This window comes from Gulosibacter sediminis, from assembly GCF_023370115.1.
GTDB lineage: Bacteria > Actinomycetota > Actinomycetes > Actinomycetales > Microbacteriaceae > Gulosibacter > Gulosibacter sediminis_A.
In genome coordinates, this window is sequence record NZ_CP097160.1 from 743,608 (window position 1) to 764,176 (window position 20,569).

Genomic DNA, 20,569 nt, shown 5'->3' on the forward strand with positions numbered 1-20,569 from the left:
GCGGCTACTGCGCCGCGGCCTGCACGCGCAGGCAGCGAAGGGTGTCGTCGAGGCCCTCGACGATCATCCGGCGCAGCGCGGCGGGCGCATCCGCGTTCGCCTCGAGCCAGGCCTCCGCGGCGGTGACGACCTCGTCGCTCGGCAGCGAGGTGGGGTAGAAGCCCTCGATGAGGTCTTCCGCGCTGTGGAAGCTGCGCGCATCCCAGATGCTGCGCAACTCGGCGAAGTACGGGGCGATGTACGGCGCGACGAGCTGCTCGTCGTCGGCGTGCCAGAAGCCCGCGATCGTGGCGCGCACAATCTCGTTCGGCTGCTCACTCCCGACCCACACGAGCTCCCACGCCGCGCGCTTCGCGTCGGCGTTCGGGGCGGCGGCGCGGGCGACGGCGGCGTGCTTGTTGCCGCCCGAGGTCTTGTCCTGCTCGTTGCGGGCAACAATTTCGGCCTCGCCGGCACGACCGCCGGCGACGAGCGCGGTGAGCAGCTCCCAGCCGAGGTCGGTGTCGATTTCGAGGCCCTCGAACGCGAGGTCACCGTCGAGCAGCGCCTGCACGGCGTCGAGCTGCGCGCCCGTGGCCGCGAAGTCGCCGAACGAGCGGACGAACGCGAACTGCGCATCCGAACCCGGCTCGGCGCCCTTCGCGAGCTCGAGCAGGCGGTCGGCCACGCCCTCGACCGTCGCCTGGCGCTGCGTCTTCGGCGTGAAGCGGCGGGCGGCGACCACGAGCTGGCCGAGCTGCTGACGACGCGTCGTCGACTCGGTCTCGTGCTCGACCGACGTGAGCAGGTGCTGGATGAAGTCGGCCACGGGCAGCTCGCCGTCGCGCGTCGCATCCCACAGGCTCGCGAGCACCAGGCCACGCGCCATCGGGTCGCTGATGTTCGAGGCGTGCGCGAGGGCGGTCGCGAGCGACTGCTCGTCGAAGCGGATCTTCGCGTACGCGAGGTCCTCATCGTTGACGAGCACGAGGTCGCCGCGCACCTTGCCGACGAGCTCGGTCACGTCGGTCTCGGCGCCGTCGACGTCGAGTTCGAGGTGCTCGCGGCGCACGAGGTCGCCCGAGTCGCTGAGGTCGTAGAGGCCGACGCCGAGGCGGTGCGGGCGCAAGGTCGGGTAGTCGGCGGTCGCCGTCTGCTCGATCACGAACTTCGTGATGACGCCCTCGGCGTCGATCTCGATCTTCGGGCGCAGCGTGTTCACGCCGGCCGTCTCGAGCCACTTCTGCGACCAGTCCTTGAGGTCACGGCCCGAGGCCGCCTCGAGCTCCACGAGCAGGTCACGCAGCTCGGTGTTGCCGAACGCGTGCTTCGTGAAGTACGCGTTGACGCCCTTGAAGAACGCCTCGCGACCGACCCAGAAGAACAGCTGCTTGAGCACCGAACCGCCCTTGGCGTAGGTGATGCCGTCGAAGTTCACCTGCACGTCGTCGAGATCGCGGATCTCGGCGACGATCGGGTGTGTCGAGGGCAGCTGGTCCTGGCGGTACGCCCAGGTCTTCTCGGAGGCGAGGAAGGTGACCCAGTTGTTCGTCCACTCGGTCGCCTCGGCGGTCGCGAGCGTCGAGATGAACTCGGCGAACGACTCGTTGAGCCAGAGGTCGTTCCACCAGTTCATCGTGACGAGGTCGCCGAACCACATGTGGCCGAGCTCGTGCAGGATGGTCACGACGCGGCGCTCGCGCACCGCATCCGCCACCTTCGAACGGAAGACGTACGTCTCGGTGAAGGTGACGCAGCCCGCGTTCTCCATCGCGCCCATGTTGTACTCGGGCACGAACAGCTGGTCGTACTTGTCGAACGGGTACGGCACGCCGAACTCGCGCTCGTAGAACTCGAAGCCGCGCTTCGTGATGTCGAAGATGTACTCCGGGTCCATGAACTCGCCGAGCGACGCGCGGCTGAAGACGCCGAGCGGAATCGTGCGGCCGTCCGACGAGGTGAGTTCGTCGGTCCACTCCTGGTACGGGCCCGCGACGAGCGCCGTGATGTAGCTCGAGATGCGCGCGGTGGTCTCGAACTCCCACTTCGCGACGCCCTCGCCGAGCTCGGTGCGCTGCGCGATCGGCTGGTTCGACACGACCTTCCACGCCGCGGGCGCGGTCACGGTGAACGCGAACGTCGCCTTGAGGTTCGGCTGCTCGAAGTTCGGGTACATGCGGCGCGCGTCGGGCACCTCAAACTGCGAGTAGAGGTAGACCTCGCCGTCGGCGGGGTCGACGAAGCGGTGCAGGCCCTCGCCGGTGTTCATGTAGAACATGTCGGCCTCGACGAGCAGCTCGTTGCGCTCGGCGAGGTTCGGCAGCGCGATGCGCACGCCGTCGGCGTGCTGGGCGGGGTCGAGCGATTCGCCGTTGAGCTCGATGCGGTGCACGGTCTCGGTAATGGCGTCGATGAAGCTCGACGAACCGGCCGTGGCGGTGAAGGTGACCTTCGTGATGGTGCGGAACGTCGTGTCCGAAGTCGTCAGGTCGAGCGCCACGTCGTAGTGGTCGACCGCGATGAGGTCTGCACGCTCGTCGGCTTCGACTCGGGTGAGGTTTTCGCCCGGCATGTGCGTCCTTTCGTTCAGTTGTGTTGGGTGCCGCTTTTGGCAACCCGACCAGCCTAGTGCGGTCAGTCGAGCAGGCCCTGGTCGCGGGCCCGACTCACGGCCGCCGTGCGGCTCGAGACGCCGAGCTTGCCGTAGATCGCCGCGAGGTGGCTCTTCACCGTCGTCGGGCTGAGGTGCAGGCGCTCGCCGATGGTCTGGTTCGTCGCGCCGGTGGCGAGCTGGGCGAGCACGTCGGCCTCGCGCGGGGTGAGGTGGATGCGCGGGGCGCGCAGGGTACCGACGAGCCGCTCGAGAATGTCGGCGTCCATGACGTTCTCGCCTGCGGCGGCCCGCTGCACGGCCCGCACGAGCCGCTCGGGCGGCGCATCCTTGAGCAGGTACCCGCACGCACCGGCCTCGATGGCCGTGAGGATGTGGTTGTCGGTGTCGTAGTTGGTGAGGATGAGCACGGTCGGTGGCGAGGGCAGGGCCCGGATGCGCGCGGTCGCGTCGACACCGTCGCCGCCTTCGCCGAGGCGGAGGTCCATCGTGACGACGTCGGCGCCCGGCGCGAGGGCGACCGCCTCGTCGGCACTCGCGGCCTCGCCGATGACGTCGAGGCCGTCGGCGTGCGCGAGCACGGCGCGCAGGCCGGCGCGCACGACCGGGTGATCGTCGCAGATGACCACGCGGGTCATGAGCGCCTCGATTCGGCGGCGGGGCGGGGGAGTTCGGCGCGCACGAGCGTACCCTCGCCGGGGTCGGCGACGACCGAGACGAAGCCGCCGAGCTCGCGCAGGCGCGCCTGCAGGCCGCGCAGGCCCGTGCCGCTGCCGTCGGCGCGCGCCGCGGCGAGCTCGGGCTGCTCGAACCAGCGCTCGGCGTCGAACCCCACGCCGTCGTCGTCGATTTCGACGCTCACGGCGTCTTCGGTGAACTCGAGGCGCACCGCGACGTGCGGGGCCTCGCCGTGCGTCTCGGCGTTGTTGAGTGCCTCCTGCGTGACGCGCAGCAGCGCGGTGCTTGCAGCGATGCCGAGCGGCCACGGAGCGGGGGACGCGCTGAAACTTACGCCCGGGCGGGCAACGGCGAGGCGTTCGAGCGCCGCCGCGAGGTCGACGTCGCGCAGCTCGGACGGCGTGAGCCCGGCGATGATCGAGCGCACCTCGCGCAGCGCCACCCCCGAGGTGCGCTCGATCTCGTCGAGGCTGGCACCGCTCGCGGCGAGCAGCCGGATGCTCGAGAGGTGCTGCGCCGTCGTGTCGTGGAGGTCTCGCGCGAGCCGAGCGCGCTCGGCGACGCGGCCGGCCTCGCGCTCGGTCGCCGCGAGCGCGGCCTGCGTCTCACGCAGTTCGGTGACGAGCCGCGCGTTCTCGTCGGCCGAACGAACGAGCATGCGGTAGCCCCACATCACCGCGACCGCGGCGATGGCGCTGATGACGGGCCCCGCGACGCCTCCGAAGCCGAGGCCGTGGTGCACTGCCTGGCCTGCTACGACACCGAGCATGAGCACGAGCACTGTGACGATGCCGAGGCCCTCGGGCAGCAGCCAGAGCACGATAAAGAAGAGGGCGAGCGCCGAGTAGGCGCCCTCGACCGAAAACGCTGTCATCGAGGCGACCGGCAGCGCGAGCAGGAACGCGCAGACGATGCCGAGCGGGTCGAGGTGACTCGCGGGCGCGCCGAACGCGTCGGGGCGGCGCCACACGACGACCGCGACGCCGGCGGCGATGGCCGTGCCCGCGATCGCCGTGAAGAGCATCCAGCCGAGCCGGCCGCTGATTGCCGTGATCGGGTCGGCGACCGCGACCAAGACGGGCACCCACAGCAGCACCGCGAGCAGCAGCGAGAGCGCGGCGAGCGTGCCGAGCTGGATGCGGCGGGTCGCGCTTGGCGCTGTGGGGTCGGCCATACCTCGATGCTAGGCGCCCTGCGGCCGGGCGCCTCCTCCAAACGGAGGGGATCGAATCCGACCGTTCTGCCGCTGTGGAGGGGGCCGGCCGAGCGGAGTGTGGAGGTATCGGATCGCTGGATCCCAGAAAGGACTTCGCATGTACCTCGCACTTCGCGACCTGCGGCACGCCCCCGGTCGCTTCACCCTCATCGGCGCCGTCATCGCGCTCATGATGCTGCTCGTCGGCTTCCTCACGGGCCTCACCGGTGGCCTCGCGGGCCAGAACATCTCGGGCATCCTCGGCACCGGCGCCTCCTCGGTCGTCGCCGCGAACTCCGACGACGAATTCAGCTGGTCGACCGCCCAGGTCGACAAGGCGCAGCTCGCCGCCTGGCAGGATGCGGCCGCCGGCACCGACGCGACCGTCACGCCCGTGGGCGTCTCGACCACCCGGCTCGAGCACGGCGACGCGAGCGCCGCCGTGACGCTCTGGGCCGAGCCCACCGACGCGACCCCGCTCGGCACCGACCTCGCGCCGCTCGAGAACGGCCAGATCGTGCTGCCCGAGGATGCGGCGACGAGCCTCGGCATCACGACCGGCGACACCATCGAGCTCGCGGGCGAGCAGCTCACCGTCGCGGCCGTCGCCGACACCGGCCAGTTCTCGCACACCGACATCGCCCGCGTCACCCTCGACGACTGGCGCGGCTACCTCCGCGACAGGATGCAGCCCGAGCGCACCGCGAGCGTGCTGCTCGTCAACGGCACGATCGACCACGCCGACACCGTCGCCGCCGACAGCGACACCCAGGCGCAGGGCCTGCTGCCCTCGCTCCTCGGCCTCGAGGCTTTCAAGAGCGAGATCGGCACGCTCGGCATGATGATCGGCATGCTGTTCGGCATCTCGGCGCTCATCGTCGGTGTCTTCTTCCTCGTCTGGTCGATGCAGCGCCAGCGCGACATCTCGGTGCTCAAGGCGCTCGGCGCCCCGATGGGCTGGCTGCGCCGCGACGCGCTCGGCCAGGCCGCGTTCCTGCTCGTCGTCGCGATCGCCATCGGCTCGGCCCTCGCGCTTGGCCTCGGCGCGCTCATCGCACCCGTCGCCCCCTTCATCGTCGCGTGGTGGACGATTCTGCCGCCCGCCCTCGCGATGCTCATCGCCGGCCTCATCGGCGCGCTCGTGTCGCTGCGCCAGATCAACCGCGTGGACCCGCTCGTCGCCCTCAACGCCACCGCCGCGTAACTCGCCTAAGGAGAATCGCCATGCTCAAGCTCGACCACGTCACCCTCACCTACCAGGACGGCGACCGCCGCCTCACCGCCGTCGACGACGCGAACCTCACGGTGGCGCCCGGCGAGTTCGTCGCCGTCACCGGGCCCTCGGGCTCGGGCAAGTCGAGCCTGCTCGCGCTCGCCTCGACGCTCGTGACCGCCGACCGCGGCACCGTCACGATCGACGGGATCACCGCATCCAGCCTCTCGACGGCGCAGGCGGCCCAACTGCGCCGCGACAAGCTCGGCATCGTGTTCCAGGCGCCGAACCTCATCGGCTCGCTCAAGGTGCGCGAGCAGCTCGAAATCGTGGCCCGCATGGGCGCGAAGCCGCTCGCCGACCTCCCGAAGGCGCAGCTGCGCGAGCGCATCGACCACGCACTCGACGAGGTCGGCATGCTCGACCGCGCCCACTTCATGCCCTCGCAGCTCTCGGGCGGCCAGCGCCAGCGCGTCAACATCGCCCGCTCGATCGTGAACGACCCCGAGGTCATGCTCGTCGACGAGCCGACGAGCGCGCTCGACGAGGCACGCTCCGACGAGATCATGTGCCTGCTGCGCGACCTCACGCACGAGCGCAAGCTCGCGACCGTTGTCGTCACCCATGATCTCGGCCAGCTGCCGCGCTTCGACGCCCAGTACGAGATGCACGACGGGCGACTGTCAGCCGAGCGACGGATGTCGGTTGCTGGGGCCCACGGGGCATAATGGGCTGAATGCGGCGTTTGTGGGCAGTCACCAAACCAATTCGCGGCCGAATGTTGCTCGGCCTCGTGGTGGCGTTGCTCGCAGCCGTCACCACCCTCGCCATGCCGCAGATTCTCGCAGCGTTCGTGAGCAACGCGGTCGGTGAGGATGCGACGGTCACGACCGTGCTCGTGGCCGGTTCGGCGCTGCTCGGCATTGGCATCCTCGACGCCCTGTTCATCTGGCTTCGCCGGGTCTTCACGGTCGACCCGGCGATGGGCGTCGAGTACCAGATGCGCCGCGGCTTCTTCTCCAAGCTGCAGCGCCTGCAGATGAGCTTCCACGACGCGTGGGAGTCGGGGCAGCTGCTCTCGCGCTCGATGAGCGACCACACGAGCATCCGCCGCTGGCTCGCCTTCGGCTCGATCATGCTCGTCAACGATGTGTTCATGCTTGTCGTCGGCATCGTGCTCATGTCGTTCGCGAGCGGCTGGCTCGCTCTCATCTACCTCGCCGGAGCGCTGCCGCTCGTGATCATCCTCGCGAACTTCGGCACCCGCTTCCAGAAGATCTCGCGGCTCAGCCAAGACCAGGCGGGCGACCTCGCGACGAACGTCGAGCAGTCGGTGCACGGCATCCGCGTCCTCAAGGCCTTCGGCCGGGCCGAGGATGCGCTCGACGACTACTCCGAGTACGCCGGCCGGGTGCGCGCCACCGAGATTCGCCGCGGCCGCCTCGTCGCGAGCTTCGACTCGGTCATCGCGCTCCTGCCCGAGCTCGCGCTTGGCGTAGCCCTGCTCGTCGGCCTGTTCCAGGTCGCCGACGGCACGACAACCGTCGCCGCGCTGAGCGCATTCTTCGCCACCGCCATGCTCATCACGATGCCGGTCGCGATGCTCGGCATGCAGATCAGCGACCTCATCTCGACGATCACCTCGCTGCAGCGCATCAACGAGGTCAACGACGAACCGCCGGCCATCACGACGCCCGCCCACGCCACCGAGCCCGAGGTCGTACGCGGCGAGGTCGTGTTCGACGACGTCACCTTCCGCTACCCGGATGCGGCCGAGGACGACCTGCTGCTGCACCACGCCAGCCTGCGCGTGCGCCCGGGCGAGACCCTCGCGCTCGTCGGTATCACCGGCTCGGGCAAGTCGACGCTGCTGCAGCTCGTGCCGCGACTCTACGACGTCACCGAAGGCAGCATCCGCATCGACGGTGTCGACGTGCGCGACTTCGCGCTCGAGAAACTGCGCGAGCTCACCTCGGTGGCGTTCGAGGACGCGACGCTGTTCTCTGGCAGCGTGCGCGAGAACGTGCTGCTCGGCGCTGCCCCGGGTATGAGCGAGGAGGAACTCGACGAACTCGCGCGCCTCGCGCTCGAAACCGCCGACGCGCTGTTCGCCTACGAGCTGCCCGACGGTATCGAGACCCGCATCGGTGAGCAGGGCATGTCGCTCTCGGGCGGGCAGCGCCAGCGCGTCGCCCTCGCCCGCGCGATCGCGGCGAAGCCGAAGGTGCTGCTGCTCGACGACCCGCTCTCGGCGCTCGACACGAGCACCGAGGAGCGCGTTACCGCCCGCCTGCGCGACGTGCTCGCGGGCACGACCACGATCGTCGTCGCCCACCGCACCTCGACCGTCGCGCTCGCCGACCGGGTCGCGCTGCTCGACGGCGGCCGCGTCGTCGCGGTCGGCACACACACCGAGCTGCTGCTCAACGACCCGCGCTATGGATTCGTCATGGCCGATCTCTCGAGCTCGAGCTTCAACCTCACGGGCGCGCTCGACCTCGAACAGCTCCGGGAGGAGGAACGATGAGCAGCGATACCACGCAGGAAGACCTCGATGGCGGCCTCGCCGCCGACGCGGTGAGCGACAAAGACAAGCGCCGCCGCTCGCTCGGGCTCCTCGGCGGGCTCATCAAGCCGTACCGCTGGCAGGTCGCCTGGGTCGCCGTGCTGACGCTGCTGGTGCAGCTCGGCACCGTTGTCGGCCCCGCCCTCATCGCCTACGGCGTCGACACCGCGCTGCCGACCCTTATCGACGGCGACGCGGCGCTCGCGGTGGGGGTCGGGGTCGCCTACATCCTCATCGCCATCGGGCGCGCCCTCGCCACCTACTGGTACCTGCGCATCTCCACCTGGGCCGGCCAGAACATCCTCTACAACCTGCGCCGGCGCATGTTCCGCCACACGCAGCGCCTCAGCCTCGGCTTCCACGAGCGCTACACCTCGGGCCGCGTCATTTCGCGACAGACGAACGACACCGAGTCGCTGCGCGAGCTGCTCGAGTTCGGCGTCGAGACCATCGTCGGCGCGCCCGTGCTCATGGTGCTCACCGTCGTCACCATCCTCTGGATGGACTGGGTGACCGGCCTCATCATGCTGCTCATGCTCATCCCCGCGGTGTTCATGAGCCGCTGGTTTCAGAAGGCGTCGAGCCGCACCTACCGCGAGCAGCGCACGCACTCGGCGCGGCTTACGGTCGAATTCGTTGAGATGATGGGCGGGATGCGCGCGGTGCAGGCGTTCCGCCGCGAGGCCGCGAACGACCGCCGCTACGGCGAGATCGCGAACGACTACCGTCGCTCGTCGCTCGCCGCCATCAAGATCTGGGGCATCTACCAGCCGAGTCTGCGCCTGCTCGGTAACGTGATCGTCGTCGTCGTGCTCGTCGTCGGCGGCCTGCGCGTGCTCAGCGGCAACCTCGACGTCGGCATGTTGCTCGCGCTCGTGCTCTACTCGCGTCGCTTCTTCCAGCCGATCGACATGATCGCGAACTTCTACAACGTGCTGCAGTCGGCCGTGTCGGCGCTCGAGAAGATCTCGGCGCTGCTCGCCGAAGACCCCGACATTCCCGAGCCGGCCGAGCCGAAGCAGCTGCCGGCCACGGGCGGCGGCGCGATTCAGTTCGAGGGCACGTCGTTCCAGTACACCGAGGATGGCCCGACGGTGCTGCATCCGCTCGACCTCTCGATTCCCTCGGGGCAGACCATCGCGCTCGTCGGACAGACCGGCGCGGGCAAGTCAACCGTGGCGAAGCTCATCTCGAGGTTCTACGACGCGAGCGAGGGCAGGGTGACGCTCGACGGCATCGACCTGCGCGACCTCCGAGACGACGACCTCCGCCGGGCGATGGTCATGGTGACGCAGGAGTCGTACCTCTTTGGCGGCTCGATCGCTGACAACATCGCGATCGGCAAGCCCGGTGCGACCCGCGATGAGATCGAGGCCGCGGCGAAGGCGATCGGCGCGCATGCGTTTATCGAGCGCATGCCGAATGGCTACGACACCGACGTGCACACGCGCGGCGGCCGCCTCTCGGCGGGGCAGCGGCAGCTCGTCTCGTTCGCCCGGGCCTTCCTCGCCGACCCGCGCGTGCTCATCCTCGACGAGGCGACGAGCTCGCTCGACATTCCGAGCGAGCGGGCGGTGCAGAACGGCCTCGAGCAGCTGCTCGGCGACCGCACCGCCATCATGATCGCGCACCGGCTCGCGACCGTGATGATCGCTGATCGCGTGCTCGTCGTGCACGATGGCCGTATCGCCGAAGACGGTTCGCCGCGCGAGCTCATCGCGGCCGGCGGGCGCTTCGCGCAGCTGTATCGAGCCTGGCAGGACTCGCTCTAGAACGCAGTAGTCTTGGGGCATGGCTGAAAGCACCAAGGTTGAGTTTTGGTTCGATCCGATCTGCCCGTGGGCATGGATGACTTCCCGTTGGATTCAGGAGGTCGAACGACTTCGCGACGACGTTGAGGTCGACTGGAATGTCATGTCGCTCGCGATCCTCAACGAGGGCCGCGAAATGTCCGACGAGCACCGCAAGGCGCACGCGTTCTCGAAGTGCTCCTGCCTCGTCGCCGCCGGCGTCAAGGCCGAGCTCGGCAACGAGGCGATGGTGAAGTTCTACGACGCCATCGGCACCATCAACCACCCCGAGGGTCGCTCGGGCGAGGCCGGCACGCTCGAGGAGGCCGCCGCGAAGGCCGGCGTCCCCGGCGAGCTCATCGCCCGCGCCGACGCTGGCGAGTTCGACGAGGTGCTGCTCGCCTCGCACAACGGCGCGATCGACCGCGTCGGCGACGAGGTCGGCACCCCGGTCATCGCCGTCAACGGTGTTGCGTTCTTCGGCCCCGTGATTTCGCCGGCGCCGAAGGGCGACATGGCGCTGCAGCTCTTCGACGGTGTCGTCGCAGCCGCGGGCTACGAGGGCTTCTTCGAGATCAAGCGCTCGCGCACGCGCGGCCCCCAGTTCGACTAATGCGGGTCCACCTAGCAACCGACCACGCCGGGCTCGAGTTCTCGCAGCAGCTGCAGGAGCACCTGCGCGCTGCGGGGCACGAGGTTGTCGACCATGGTCCCGAAGAGTACGACGCCGTCGACGACTACCCGTCGTTCTGCATCAACGCTGCGCAGGCGGTCGCGAACGACTGGGCGGCGGGCGAGTTCTCGCTCGGAGTCGTCTTCGGCGGCTCCGGCAACGGCGAGCAGATCGCGGCGAACAAGGTCACGGGCGTGCGCGCGGCGCTCGTCTGGAGCGAGGCGACCGCGAAGCTCGCGCGCGAGCACAACAACGCGAACGTCATCTCGATCGGCGCCCGCCAGCACTCGCTTGAGGAGGCCGTGACGCTCGTCGACACGTTCCTCGCCGAGCCGTTCCCTGGCGAGGAGCGCCACGTGCGCCGCATCTCGCAGCTGCGCGAGTACGAGGGCACCGGGTCGATCGCGGGCAAGGAGGTGCTGGCGCCGACGAACTCCGACGTGCCGGCAGTTCTCCCGGCGGCGGAGGCGTAGGAGTGCCCGAGGGGCATTCCGTCCACCGCATTGCGCGCCAGTTCACGAAGCACTTCGTCGGGCGCATCTGCGAGGCCTCGAGCCCGCAGGGGCGCTTCGTCGAGGGCGCGGCGGTGCTGTCGGGCCGCGAGATGCTGCGCTGCTTCGCTGTGGGCAAGCAGATGTTCGCCGAGTTCGGTGACGACCCGACGGCGCCCGGCGCGGATGCGTCGGTATGGCTGCGCGTGCACCTCGGCATCTACGGTGCCTGGGATTTCGCGGGCGACTTCACGACGAAGCTCGGGCAGACCGGCGAGTACGGCCGCGGCGCGCGCATCGAGGATGCGGACGCCGAGGACTCGCTGTCGTCGATCGGCGCGCCCCGTCGCGCCCGGCTGCGCATGGCCGAGCAGGAGAAGGAAACCGAGCTTGACCAGGGCTGGCCGCCCGAGCCGGTGGGCGCCGTGCGGCTTCGCCTGCTCACCGAAGACGTCGTGGCCGATCTGCGCGGCCCGACCGCCTGCGAGGTGCTCGACGCCGCCGGCGTGAACACCGTGCTCGATCGCCTCGGCCCCGACCCGCTTGTCGACGAGCTCGAGGTGGGGGAGCGCCGCTTCATCGAACGTGCGAGCAAGCGTCGCGTGCCCATCGGGCAGCTGCTCATGGATCAGTCGGTCGTCGCAGGTATCGGCAACATTTATCGCGCCGAGATCCTGTTCCGCGCCCGACTCAATCCCTATACGCCGGGCAACGAGGTGCCGCTCGACGTGCTGCACGGCATCTGGAATGACTGGGTGAAGCTGCTGGGCGTCGGCGTCGAGGTCGGCCGCATGATGACGATCGACGGGCTCACCGGTGACGACTATGAGGCGGCGCTGCAGGATGTCCGCCACCGCCACTGGGTCTACGGTCGCGCGGGCGAGCCCTGCCGTCGCTGCGGTACGCCGATCTCGCTCGCCGAGATGCAGAACCGCAAGCTCTACTGGTGCCCGAGCTGCCAGGCCTGAACTAGCGCAGGCTGCCGATGCTCGCCGCGAGTTTGCGCGCGTCGCGCATCCGCTTCTCGTAGGTGGCCGCGACGAAGACGAGCACGACGCCCGCGGCCGCGAGCCATGCCCACCAGGGCACGGCGATCGGGGGCAGGAACATCTGCCACATCACGACGATGTGGAGCACCGCCGCGGCGATGCCGATGAGCAGCGGCGCCTGGAGACGCAGGAGCGCGCCGACGAGGATCGCCGCGACGATGAGCGCCGTCGCGAGGCCGATGCGCCACCAGCTTGGCAGCTGGAACTCGGCCGCGAGCGCGATGGCGAGCGAAGCGATGAGGGGCGCGCCGAGCGCCGCCCAACTGCGCAGCTTCGGATAGGTGCGCAGCGCGACCGCGCCGACGGCCGCGGCCGCGAGACAGAGCGGCTGCAGCACCCAGGCATCACTCGCCTCGACGTCCTGGGCGACGGCGATCGCCGCGAACACGATGCTCACGGCGCCGAAGCCGCTGCCGCCGAGGCGGAGGTCCAGGCGCCGAGTGGGGAACGACGCGCTGACGAGCGCCGCGGCGGCGGCCGCGCCGACGACGGCGGCAATGCCGGCCGCGAGCGGATGCTCGAGCAGAGCCGGGAGCGCGGCGACCGTGAACGCGAGCGGAACCGCCGCGGCGTAGCCGGCGCGTTCCACGTTGCTGCTGGCGCGCTCGGCAAGGCGCAGCAGTAGCCAAAGTCCGGCGACGAAGGCGGCCAGAATCACGCCGACCGGCACACCGATCGCGAGTTCGCTGCTGCCTTCCCAAAGCCAGAGCACGGCTGCGATGGTCGCGACGGCGGTGCCTGCGCGGGCCGCAGGGCCCCAGGAGGTGCGCGGCCGGGGGAGCGTGATGCCGAACGCCGCGACGAGGCCCGCGACGGCGCTGAGCAGCAGGCCGACCTTGATGGCGTCGGTGTCGAACGTGAGGCCGGTCGCGAACAGCGGCAGTAGCAGGGTGAGCAGGTCAAGTGTGGGTGTCGCTTCGCGGTCGCGGCGGAACCGCACGACGGCGAGCACCGCGACCGCGACGGCGGGGATGCCCGCGGCGATGACCGTCCACCACAGGCCGAGTCCGGTGCCGGCGAGCGGGAGCGTCGTGAGCACGAGCCAGGCCGCGAGCGGCAGCAGCGGTCTTGCGCTTCGAAGCGTGGCCAGGGCGCCGAGGCCGATGAGCGCGGCGACGACGAGCGGCAGTTCGCTCGCGACTCCCGCCGGCTGCGTCGCGACGAAGAACGCGTGTGCGCCGCCGGTGAGCAGGGCGATGACGACCCACGCGAGCAGGTTCGTGTGCCGGAACATCGCGGCGAGCACGGCGATCGCGGCCGCGACACCGACGAGCGTGCCGACGAGGTCGACCGAGCGCGCGTTCGCGGCCGCGATGCCGATGGGGGCGATCGTCGCCGTGAGCAACACCGCCGCCCAGACGCCGAGCTGGAGGTTGCGGCGTAGCTCGGGGTCGATGCCGGGGGAGGTGCCGAGCACGCGGCTGATCGGCGCGAGCAAGATAAGTGGCACGGCAATCCCGAGGGTGACGAAGACTGCCGAGGCGAGCCCGCCCGGAATGCTGCCGGTGGCGTCAATGGCGTCGAGCGACCGGAGGCCGAGCGCGACCATTCCGAGGGCGGCGCCGAGGCCACCGGGCGCCGCGAGCCCGAGCCGGGCCCACGCCCACACGCCGCGTGCCGGCAGCGTGATCGCCGCGACGATGGCGGCGATGCCGAGCGCAAGCGTGAACCAGGCCGTCGGTGAGGTCTGCCAGTCGGCGAGGAAGGTGGTCGTCGCGAGCGAGATCCCGAGCGACAGTGCAATCGTCGCCTGCGCGGGCGCGGCGGGGTAGCGCGATGCGCGCACCACGGCGACGATCGCGACGATCGCGAGCGCGAGCAGCGTCGGTGCGGCGATGACGACGGCCAGCGCATCCGCCACCGACCTGGAGACGAAGATCGGGCCGATTACGGCGAGGCTGGCCGCGCTGACCCAGGTCGCAGCGCGCGACCACCCGGGGTGTACCGCGTCGGGGCGAACTCGGGCGAGCAGCGGCGTCGCGCAGGCGATCGCGAACACGAACCAGGGCCAGAGACGGTCCGGGTCGGCGCGAATGAAGGCGGCGGCGAGCGCGCCCGCAACCCCAACTAGCCCAAATCCTTCGGCCGGCACGGTGTTGATGTGACCGTTGCACGCGCGCCGAATGAGTAGTGTGACGCCAAAGACGATGAGGCCAACGAACGCGTAGCCCCAGCCGAAGCGGAACTCGTCGGTGAGTGGCTGACCGAACGCGAAGATGGCGGTACCGACGAGCATCCACAGCGACGCGAGCGCGATCGTGCCCTGAAAGCGCGGCGTCGGCTGCGGAGTACTGCCTCGCGCATCCCAGAGAATTGCGGCGACGAGCGCTGCCACGACGAGCAAGAACAGGGCGCCCAACGACCAGAACATCCAGTCGCTGTCGTTGTTACTGGTGTCGAACGTGAGCAGCAGCATGCCCGTGCAGGCGATCACGAAGCCGACGATGGCGACCAAGTGTGACTCGCCCCGGGGCAGCTCAAGTCGTGCCCCCGCGGCGCCGACCACGAGCGGCATCGCGATGATCACCACGCCAGTGACCATGCGCATCATGAACCCGGCGCTCGCCACCTCTTCGAGTTCGAGCGCGATCCCCACGATGACGCTGCACCAGGCGACGACGGCCAAGACGACCGCGAAGATCGTGACCGCGAGGCCTGGCGTTGCGGGGCGCAGGGTGCGGGCGACGAGCAGGATGCACGCGACGCTCGCGAGCAGCACTGTCGGCAGCAGCTCGCCAACGCCGAAGAACAGGGTCATGAGCACGAGCGACGAGGCGAGCGCGGCGATTGAGGTGGATCGTAGGGTCAGCGTGCGATCGGGCGACATGAAGCGCGTCGCGACAAGTCCGGCGCACGCCGCCGTGGCGATGACGCTGAGGCCGGCACCGAGTGCCGCGCCGGGGAGCGACGCGGCGGTCACCGAAGCGAGCGTGCCGGTGACGGGGGCCGCGATGGGCAGGAGACTTGGGAAGCCCTTGCCGAGATGCGCGTCGCCCCGCCAGAACAGCGGCACGGCGCTCACGAGCAGACCGAGGAGGCTCGCGAGCAGGAGCGCGAGGTGGGCCGGCGCATCCGCACCTCGGTCGGTGAAGACGACGCCGGCGATCGCGAGCTGGAGGAGGATGACAAGAAGCGGGATGGTCGCGAGGGCGGCCGCGCTGTACGAGCCGAACATGGCGCTGCGACGGAGCGCGGGCTGTTGGCTCGCGGCGACGCGCCACGCGAGCACGCCCGCGAATAGAAACGGGAGCGCGAAGCCGAGCCCCACGACGCCGGGGTCGTCGCCGATGCCGCTCGGATACTCGGGCAGCGCGCGCACGAGGGCCGCACCGGTGCGCAGGCCGATGCCGAGCAGCAGCACCGCCGCGACGGCTGCCGCAATATCGGCGAAGGAGGCGAACTTGCGCGCCTGCGGCTCGCGGGTCGTCCAGAGCACCATGAGCACGGCCGCGACCGCCGCAATCGCGAGCGCGAGGATCGCGACGAGGATGCCCGCATTCGGCTCGGGCGCGATGCCCAGCACCGTCGGCACCAGGAGCAGGGAGGCGACGCCGAGCGCGAGCGAGATGCCCACGGGGAGCGGGTCAGTGTCGATTCGCGCCTCGGCCGCGCGCTGCCAGGCGCGGGCGGCGCCCACGCTCCCGACGCTCGCCGTGGCGAGGCCGAGTGCCCAGCCGAGGTGGTCGTCGAGCGGCAACCGTGCCAGCCAGGCGATGAGGAGGGTGATGGCCGGGAGTAGGGTGATCGACGCAAGCAGCTTGGGCGTGGAGAGCTTCGACCAGCGCCACCACGCGCCGAAGATGGCGGTAAGCACCAGCAACGCCACACCCCAGTACAGGGCGGGGTCGGCTCGGTCGAGTCCGAAGAGTTTCAGCGCCGGTATCGCCCACGCGTCGAGCGCGAGCAACACGGCACCGAGCACCGCAACGCCCTCCGCCGTCGCGCCGAGCTTGCGGCGCCGCAGCCAACTCGCGAGGGCGATGACGCCCGCCGTGATCGCGACCGTGATCGCCGCGCGAACGATGAGATCGAAGAGGACGAAGGCGACCGTGACGAAGACGAGCGCCGCGACGGCGAGGAAGCCGATGCCCGTGATGAGCATCGCGAGCTGCACGCCCGAGCGCTTGGGTGTCGAAGGCTCTGCCTCAGACCGTGGCTCAGGCTGTGGCAGGGGCGGGGCAGGTTGGTTGAGCCACGCGCCAGCGATGGAGCCCTGTGGCGCGGGGCTGGGCGCAGATTGCTGCTGGGGGAGCGCGGGCGGTGCCGGCACCTCCGCTTCGACATACTGAGCATCCTGCTCAGCTCGGATCTCCGCCAGGATTCGCCCCCGCTGTGTCAGCAGTTCGGCGCTTGACGTCGAGAGTTTGAAGACCTCGGCGAGCCGCGGATTCGTGAGGTCGAGTCCGCAGCTCACGCACCGCGGGGCGCCGTGCGTTGGCGTGAAGCAGTACGGGCACGTCGTCGTCGACAGGAGGTCCTGCGGGCTTTCTGGAAAGCGCGGTGCGTGGGTGTCATTGCCCGAATCCATAGCCGCTCCTCGAAGTCCCGTCCTCTTCGCAGATTAGGCGAACGTGGATCACGGATCGCCCGTTTATCCACAAAGGACATCTTCAGGACGACGAGGAGTAGCCGAAAGCTGGCGCGGAGAATGCGACGCGCGTGATTCAGCAGATTTCCGCTAGACTTGCGGAGTCGTATTGCACGACGCGGGGATGTAGCTCAATGGTAGAGCCCCAGTCTTCCAAACTGGTCACGCGGGTTCGATTCCCGTCATCCCCTCACTCGCGGCTTCGCCGCTTCGCTCAGGGACTCGGGAATCCTCAGAACCCGAGAACCGGCTCCGCCGGCGCCCGCCGCGCGACGCGATGCGTCGCTTCATCGGCGTGCGGGGTTCGATTCCCGTCATCCCCTCGCTCGCGGCTTCGCCGCTTCACTCAGGGACTCGGGAATCCTCAGAACCCGAGAACCGGCTCCGCCGGCGCCCGCCGCGCGACGCGATGCGTCGCTTCATCGGCGTGCGGGGTTCGATTCCCGTCATCCCCTCCCTCGCGGCTTCGCCGCTATTCCGAGGTGAGGCCCTGCTCGCCGAGCCACTCGCGCATGCGCTCGCGGCCGTAGAGGCCCTTCACGTTGCCGATGCGGCGCTCGAGCGTGCGGGCCCAGCTGTAGTCGGGCTTGTCGTAGTTCGCGTAGTAGCTGGCGAGGCGCGTCTCGTACTCGGCCGACGCATCCGCCCACGCGTCAGCATCGTAGGTTTCCTCGTGCAGCACGGCCGCCTGGGGGAGTCGAGGCTTCGTGCTCGCCGCCTCATCGGGGTCGGGTACGCCGATCGCGAGCCCAACGATTGGGAACACGTGCTCGGGAAGCTCAAGTTCTTCGACCACGCCGGGTGGGTTGTTGCGGATCGACCCGACGAAGACCCCGCCGAGTCCGAGCGACTCGGCCGCAAGCAGCGCGTTCTGCGCGCTAATGCCGGCGTCGACGAACGAGACGAGCGTGTTCTCGAGGTACTTCACGGTCTCGACCTCGGAGCCGCGCTGCTGCGCGATCTGCGCCGCGCGGTGGTAGTCGACGACCCACACGAGGAACACAGCGGCGTCCTCGACATACGAACGTCCGCCAATTGCCTGCGACACCCGGCGCTTGTGGTCCTCGTCGCGGATCGCGATGATGCTCCACGTCTGCAGGTTCGACGAAACTGAACCGGACTGGGCCGCGGCGATGATGAGCCGCAGTTGTGCATCCGAAATCTCGTCGGTTAAGAACTCGCGCACCGACCGGTGGGCGAGCTGGAGATCGATCGTTTCGGTGCCGTCGGCGACCGGCGATTCGGGGTCAGCGCCGTAGCGCTCACTGACGAGCTGTTCGGTGGTGTGGGCGGTGTTCGTGGTGGTCATGCGTGCTCCTGATAGGCGTGCGTCGATCGTAACGACGCGGTGGGGCAGGGCCTAAGAACGTGTCATTTGCGCGAAACATCCGGATATCCGCCGAGATAAAAGCGCCGGGGTGCCTCGGCCGCCTTGCTGATGCCGATGCGGGTCGTCACGACGATGTCGCTCAGCGGATGCTCGCATTCGCGCTCGAGTTGCAGCGGCGGCAGGCTGAGGTCGTGGCCGGTCAGCGAGAGGTCGATGCCGAGGGCGGCGCACACCTTGCCGGGACCGTTCGTGAGTTGCCGGCGGCTCGTGCCGCGGCGTGCGAGCATCACGTCCTCGCCCTCGAGCGGCTCGACGGCGCGGATCAGCAGGCCGGCGCCGTGCCCGGCCTCGCCGACGACGACGTTGAGGCAGTGATGGATGCCGTAGCTGAGGTAGACGTAGGCGTGACCGGCGGCGAGGAACATCGCGGCATTGCGCGGAGTTGGGCCGCGATGGGTATGACTCGCGGGATCCTCTTCGTCGTAGGCCTCGACCTCGACGATGCGGGCTCGAAGGATGCGTCCGTCGAGTTCGCGCACGACGGTGCAGCCGAGCAGTCGGCGCGCCGCGACCTCAACGGGCGCGTGGAGCCAGTCCCAGGTGCCGTCGTTACTCATCACTTCAGGCTACCGAGCGCATTGGTGAACCCTCTTGGGGCGTGGTAACTTCGTGAGGCTGATCTCTTTGGAGATCGCGCGTGCGTATGCACATCGGGACGTGGCGCAGTTTGGTAGCGCGCCTGCTTTGGGAGCAGGATGTCGCAGGTTCAAATCCTGTCGTCCCGACCAATTTGCTGATGTCGCGATTCGGACAGAGCTCTCCCTTAGAAGGGAACAGGGTCTTCGAGTGGTTTGAACACCGGGCCGACGCGTGCCGGTTCGACCGTGATGGTTTCGCCGTAGGGCGGGATCCATTCCATTTCTCCGTTGCCCTTATGCCGGCACCTCCACGGCTTCTGATGTTTCAGCGTGTGGTGGCGCACGCAGAGGTGTGCCATGTTGTTGACGCTCGTTTTGCCACCCGCGGCCCAGGGGTGCGTGTGATCGAGTTCGCTTTGGGGTGCTGGCCTGCGGCAGCCCGGGAATATGCACGTTTGGTCGCGAGCTTGCAGGAATCTGCGCATCTCGGCGGTCGGTTTTCGTGTGTCGACGGTGAGCGCGTGCCCGGTGATCGGGTCGGTGAGGAGCCGATGAAAACAGGACGCCGTGCCCGCGATCTCGCGAGCTTCGACCATGCTCATCGGGTTCAGGCCGTCGATGGTGGCGACATCACGCGGTGCGTCGGGGTTGAGCAGCGACATGACAGGGATGACGATGCTCACGTTGGCGGTGATTCGAGCCGCGCCTGCGGTGTGCGACTCGAGGATGCTCTGCGGCGTCGCGGTGAGTATCGTCTCGATGAACAGGTCGGCGCGGATCTGGTCGAGCGTGCGGGGATCCTCGACGAATTCCGCATCGACTGTCGACAGAGCGGTGCCCGTGTTCGCGGCCTCGCGCACACGCTGACGGTGTGCCTTTGCGTCGTCGCGGTGCTCGTCTCGCAGCACGATCGCCTGTTTCGTGAGCAGGTCGTAGAGCGCGTGCGCTTCGCCAGTTCGGACGGTCGCGGTAATGACTGACATGCCAAAGTCGAGGTCTTCGATCGTCACTCGGCGTTCGGCGTATTCACGCTCGCAGGTCTCCTCAAACTCCGCCGCCCCGAGTGCGGCGGCGAGCTTCTTCGCGAAGGTCTCGGTTTGTCCGACCGTTGCCGTGCGAGCGAAGTCGAGGACGCGCTCCGAGAACTCGTCTCGACGGTCTTGGGGGACCTTGTTCGCGTGGCGCAGAAGCGCTCCGGAATGTTGCATGGTCACTTCGACCGTTTGCAGAGGCTCGCACCAGTTGGCGAACTCTGTCGTCAACCAGTGCGCGTCATAGGCACGATTGATGAGCGCGACGTCGGACAAGTTCGTCGGCACTCCGAAGCTTGCGAGCACGGAACGCAGATTGAGGCGCAGTTGGTCGTCGTAGTTCGCAACATAGCTGCGCTCGTCGGTCTGCCACTTCGTGCGCAGTTCCGCACCCTCGTACGCCCTCGCCAGAATCAGCGCCATCGCGAACTCGCCGGCTTTCACAGCGTTGAACACATCGACGAATGTGCCGGTCATGTCGCTGAACAGTTCGTTCAGACCGTCGGTCTCGGGCTCGGGTGTGGTGCCATCGGGTCGGTGCTTCTTTGCGCGGCGGGGCTGCTCGGGGGAGTCATTGTCGGGAGACGTTGCGGTCATCGGGCGTCACCTCCTCGAAGGTGCGTCAATGGGCGAACCGTTGTAGCAAGTATATACGTATGCCAGTGAAATTGGTAGCGAACAGATGTTCTAAATTCGTCGCCGTGAACGTTCGGCGCTTCGATCATCCGTGAGCCATT

Annotated in this window: 14 protein-coding genes and 2 tRNA genes; 9 read left to right on the forward strand and 7 right to left on the reverse strand. The window is 68.9% G+C overall.

The window, feature by feature from the left end; genetic code table 11:
* Positions 1 to 4 precede the first annotated feature (4 nt).
* The 3 genes from pepN to M3M28_RS03330 all read right to left on the reverse strand — a co-directional run bounded on the left by pepN (position 5) and on the right by M3M28_RS03330 (position 4,442).
* Positions 5 to 2,551: an aminopeptidase N gene (gene pepN, locus M3M28_RS03320; protein WP_249387427.1), complete on the reverse strand. Its 2,547-nt coding sequence runs from the start codon at positions 2,549 to 2,551 to the stop codon at positions 5 to 7.
* A 62-nt stretch (positions 2,552 to 2,613) separates the two neighbouring features.
* Complete coding sequence (locus M3M28_RS03325) at positions 2,614 to 3,228, reverse strand: response regulator (protein WP_249387428.1); 615 nt, start codon at positions 3,226 to 3,228, stop codon at positions 2,614 to 2,616.
* Positions 3,225 to 4,442, reverse strand: a complete 1,218-nt coding sequence (locus M3M28_RS03330; protein WP_249387429.1) for a sensor histidine kinase — start codon at positions 4,440 to 4,442, stop codon at positions 3,225 to 3,227. The genes M3M28_RS03325 and M3M28_RS03330 overlap by 4 nt, the downstream gene beginning before the upstream one ends.
* A 139-nt stretch (positions 4,443 to 4,581) precedes the next feature.
* Between M3M28_RS03330 and M3M28_RS03335 the strand changes: the two genes are divergently transcribed.
* Genes M3M28_RS03335 through M3M28_RS03365 form a run of 7 tightly spaced genes read left to right on the forward strand, consistent with a single transcriptional unit; the run spans position 4,582 to position 12,164 of the window.
* Complete coding sequence (locus M3M28_RS03335; RefSeq protein WP_249387430.1) at positions 4,582 to 5,667, forward strand: ABC transporter permease; 1,086 nt, start codon at positions 4,582 to 4,584, stop codon at positions 5,665 to 5,667.
* A 20-nt stretch (positions 5,668 to 5,687) separates the two neighbouring features.
* Entirely contained in the window at positions 5,688 to 6,404 is a 717-nt protein-coding gene (locus tag M3M28_RS03340; protein ID WP_249387431.1) for an ABC transporter ATP-binding protein, read from the forward strand.
* Between the two features lie 50 nt (positions 6,405 to 6,454).
* The gene (locus M3M28_RS03345) at positions 6,455 to 8,203 is read left to right on the forward strand and encodes an ABC transporter ATP-binding protein (RefSeq protein WP_249387432.1); all 1,749 of its coding nucleotides are present in this window, start codon (positions 6,455 to 6,457) and stop codon (positions 8,201 to 8,203) included.
* On the forward strand, positions 8,200 to 10,014 hold the full coding sequence (locus M3M28_RS03350) for an ABC transporter ATP-binding protein (RefSeq protein ID WP_249387433.1): 1,815 nt from the start codon (positions 8,200 to 8,202) through the stop codon (positions 10,012 to 10,014). The genes M3M28_RS03345 and M3M28_RS03350 overlap by 4 nt, the downstream gene beginning before the upstream one ends.
* A 19-nt stretch (positions 10,015 to 10,033) precedes the next feature.
* Positions 10,034 to 10,645, forward strand: a complete 612-nt coding sequence (locus M3M28_RS03355; protein WP_249387434.1) for a mycothiol-dependent nitroreductase Rv2466c family protein — start codon at positions 10,034 to 10,036, stop codon at positions 10,643 to 10,645.
* Positions 10,645 to 11,178: a ribose-5-phosphate isomerase gene (locus tag M3M28_RS03360; RefSeq protein WP_249387435.1), complete on the forward strand. Its 534-nt coding sequence runs from the start codon at positions 10,645 to 10,647 to the stop codon at positions 11,176 to 11,178. Before M3M28_RS03355 ends, M3M28_RS03360 begins: the two co-directional genes overlap by 1 nt.
* Positions 11,179 to 11,180: 2 nt before the next feature.
* Entirely contained in the window at positions 11,181 to 12,164 is a 984-nt protein-coding gene (locus tag M3M28_RS03365) for an Fpg/Nei family DNA glycosylase (protein ID WP_249387436.1), read from the forward strand.
* A gap of 1 nt (position 12,165) precedes the next feature.
* Here the strand turns inward: M3M28_RS03365 and M3M28_RS03370 are convergent, their stop codons facing one another.
* On the reverse strand, positions 12,166 to 16,773 hold the full coding sequence (locus tag M3M28_RS03370; RefSeq protein WP_249387437.1) for an SCO7613 C-terminal domain-containing membrane protein: 4,608 nt from the start codon (positions 16,771 to 16,773) through the stop codon (positions 12,166 to 12,168).
* A 180-nt stretch (positions 16,774 to 16,953) separates the two neighbouring features.
* Between M3M28_RS03370 and M3M28_RS03375 the strand changes: the two genes are divergently transcribed.
* A tRNA-Gly gene (locus M3M28_RS03375) sits at positions 16,954 to 17,024 on the forward strand.
* A 281-nt stretch (positions 17,025 to 17,305) separates the two neighbouring features.
* On the opposite strand, the gene M3M28_RS03380 is transcribed toward M3M28_RS03375, so the two are convergent.
* Entirely contained in the window at positions 17,306 to 18,142 is an 837-nt protein-coding gene (locus M3M28_RS03380) for an NADPH-dependent oxidoreductase (RefSeq protein WP_249387438.1), read from the reverse strand.
* A gap of 62 nt (positions 18,143 to 18,204) precedes the next feature.
* The gene (locus tag M3M28_RS03385) at positions 18,205 to 18,780 is read right to left on the reverse strand and encodes a DNA-3-methyladenine glycosylase (RefSeq protein ID WP_249387439.1); all 576 of its coding nucleotides are present in this window, start codon (positions 18,778 to 18,780) and stop codon (positions 18,205 to 18,207) included.
* A gap of 94 nt (positions 18,781 to 18,874) precedes the next feature.
* Here M3M28_RS03385 and M3M28_RS03390 point away from each other — a divergent pair.
* Positions 18,875 to 18,951: transfer RNA gene (locus M3M28_RS03390), tRNA-Pro, on the forward strand.
* Between the two features lie 35 nt (positions 18,952 to 18,986).
* On the opposite strand, the gene M3M28_RS03395 is transcribed toward M3M28_RS03390, so the two are convergent.
* A complete protein-coding gene (locus M3M28_RS03395; RefSeq protein WP_249387440.1) occupies positions 18,987 to 20,429 on the reverse strand; it encodes an HNH endonuclease signature motif containing protein in 1,443 nt (480 codons plus the stop codon).
* Positions 20,430 to 20,569: the final 140 nt, after the last annotated feature.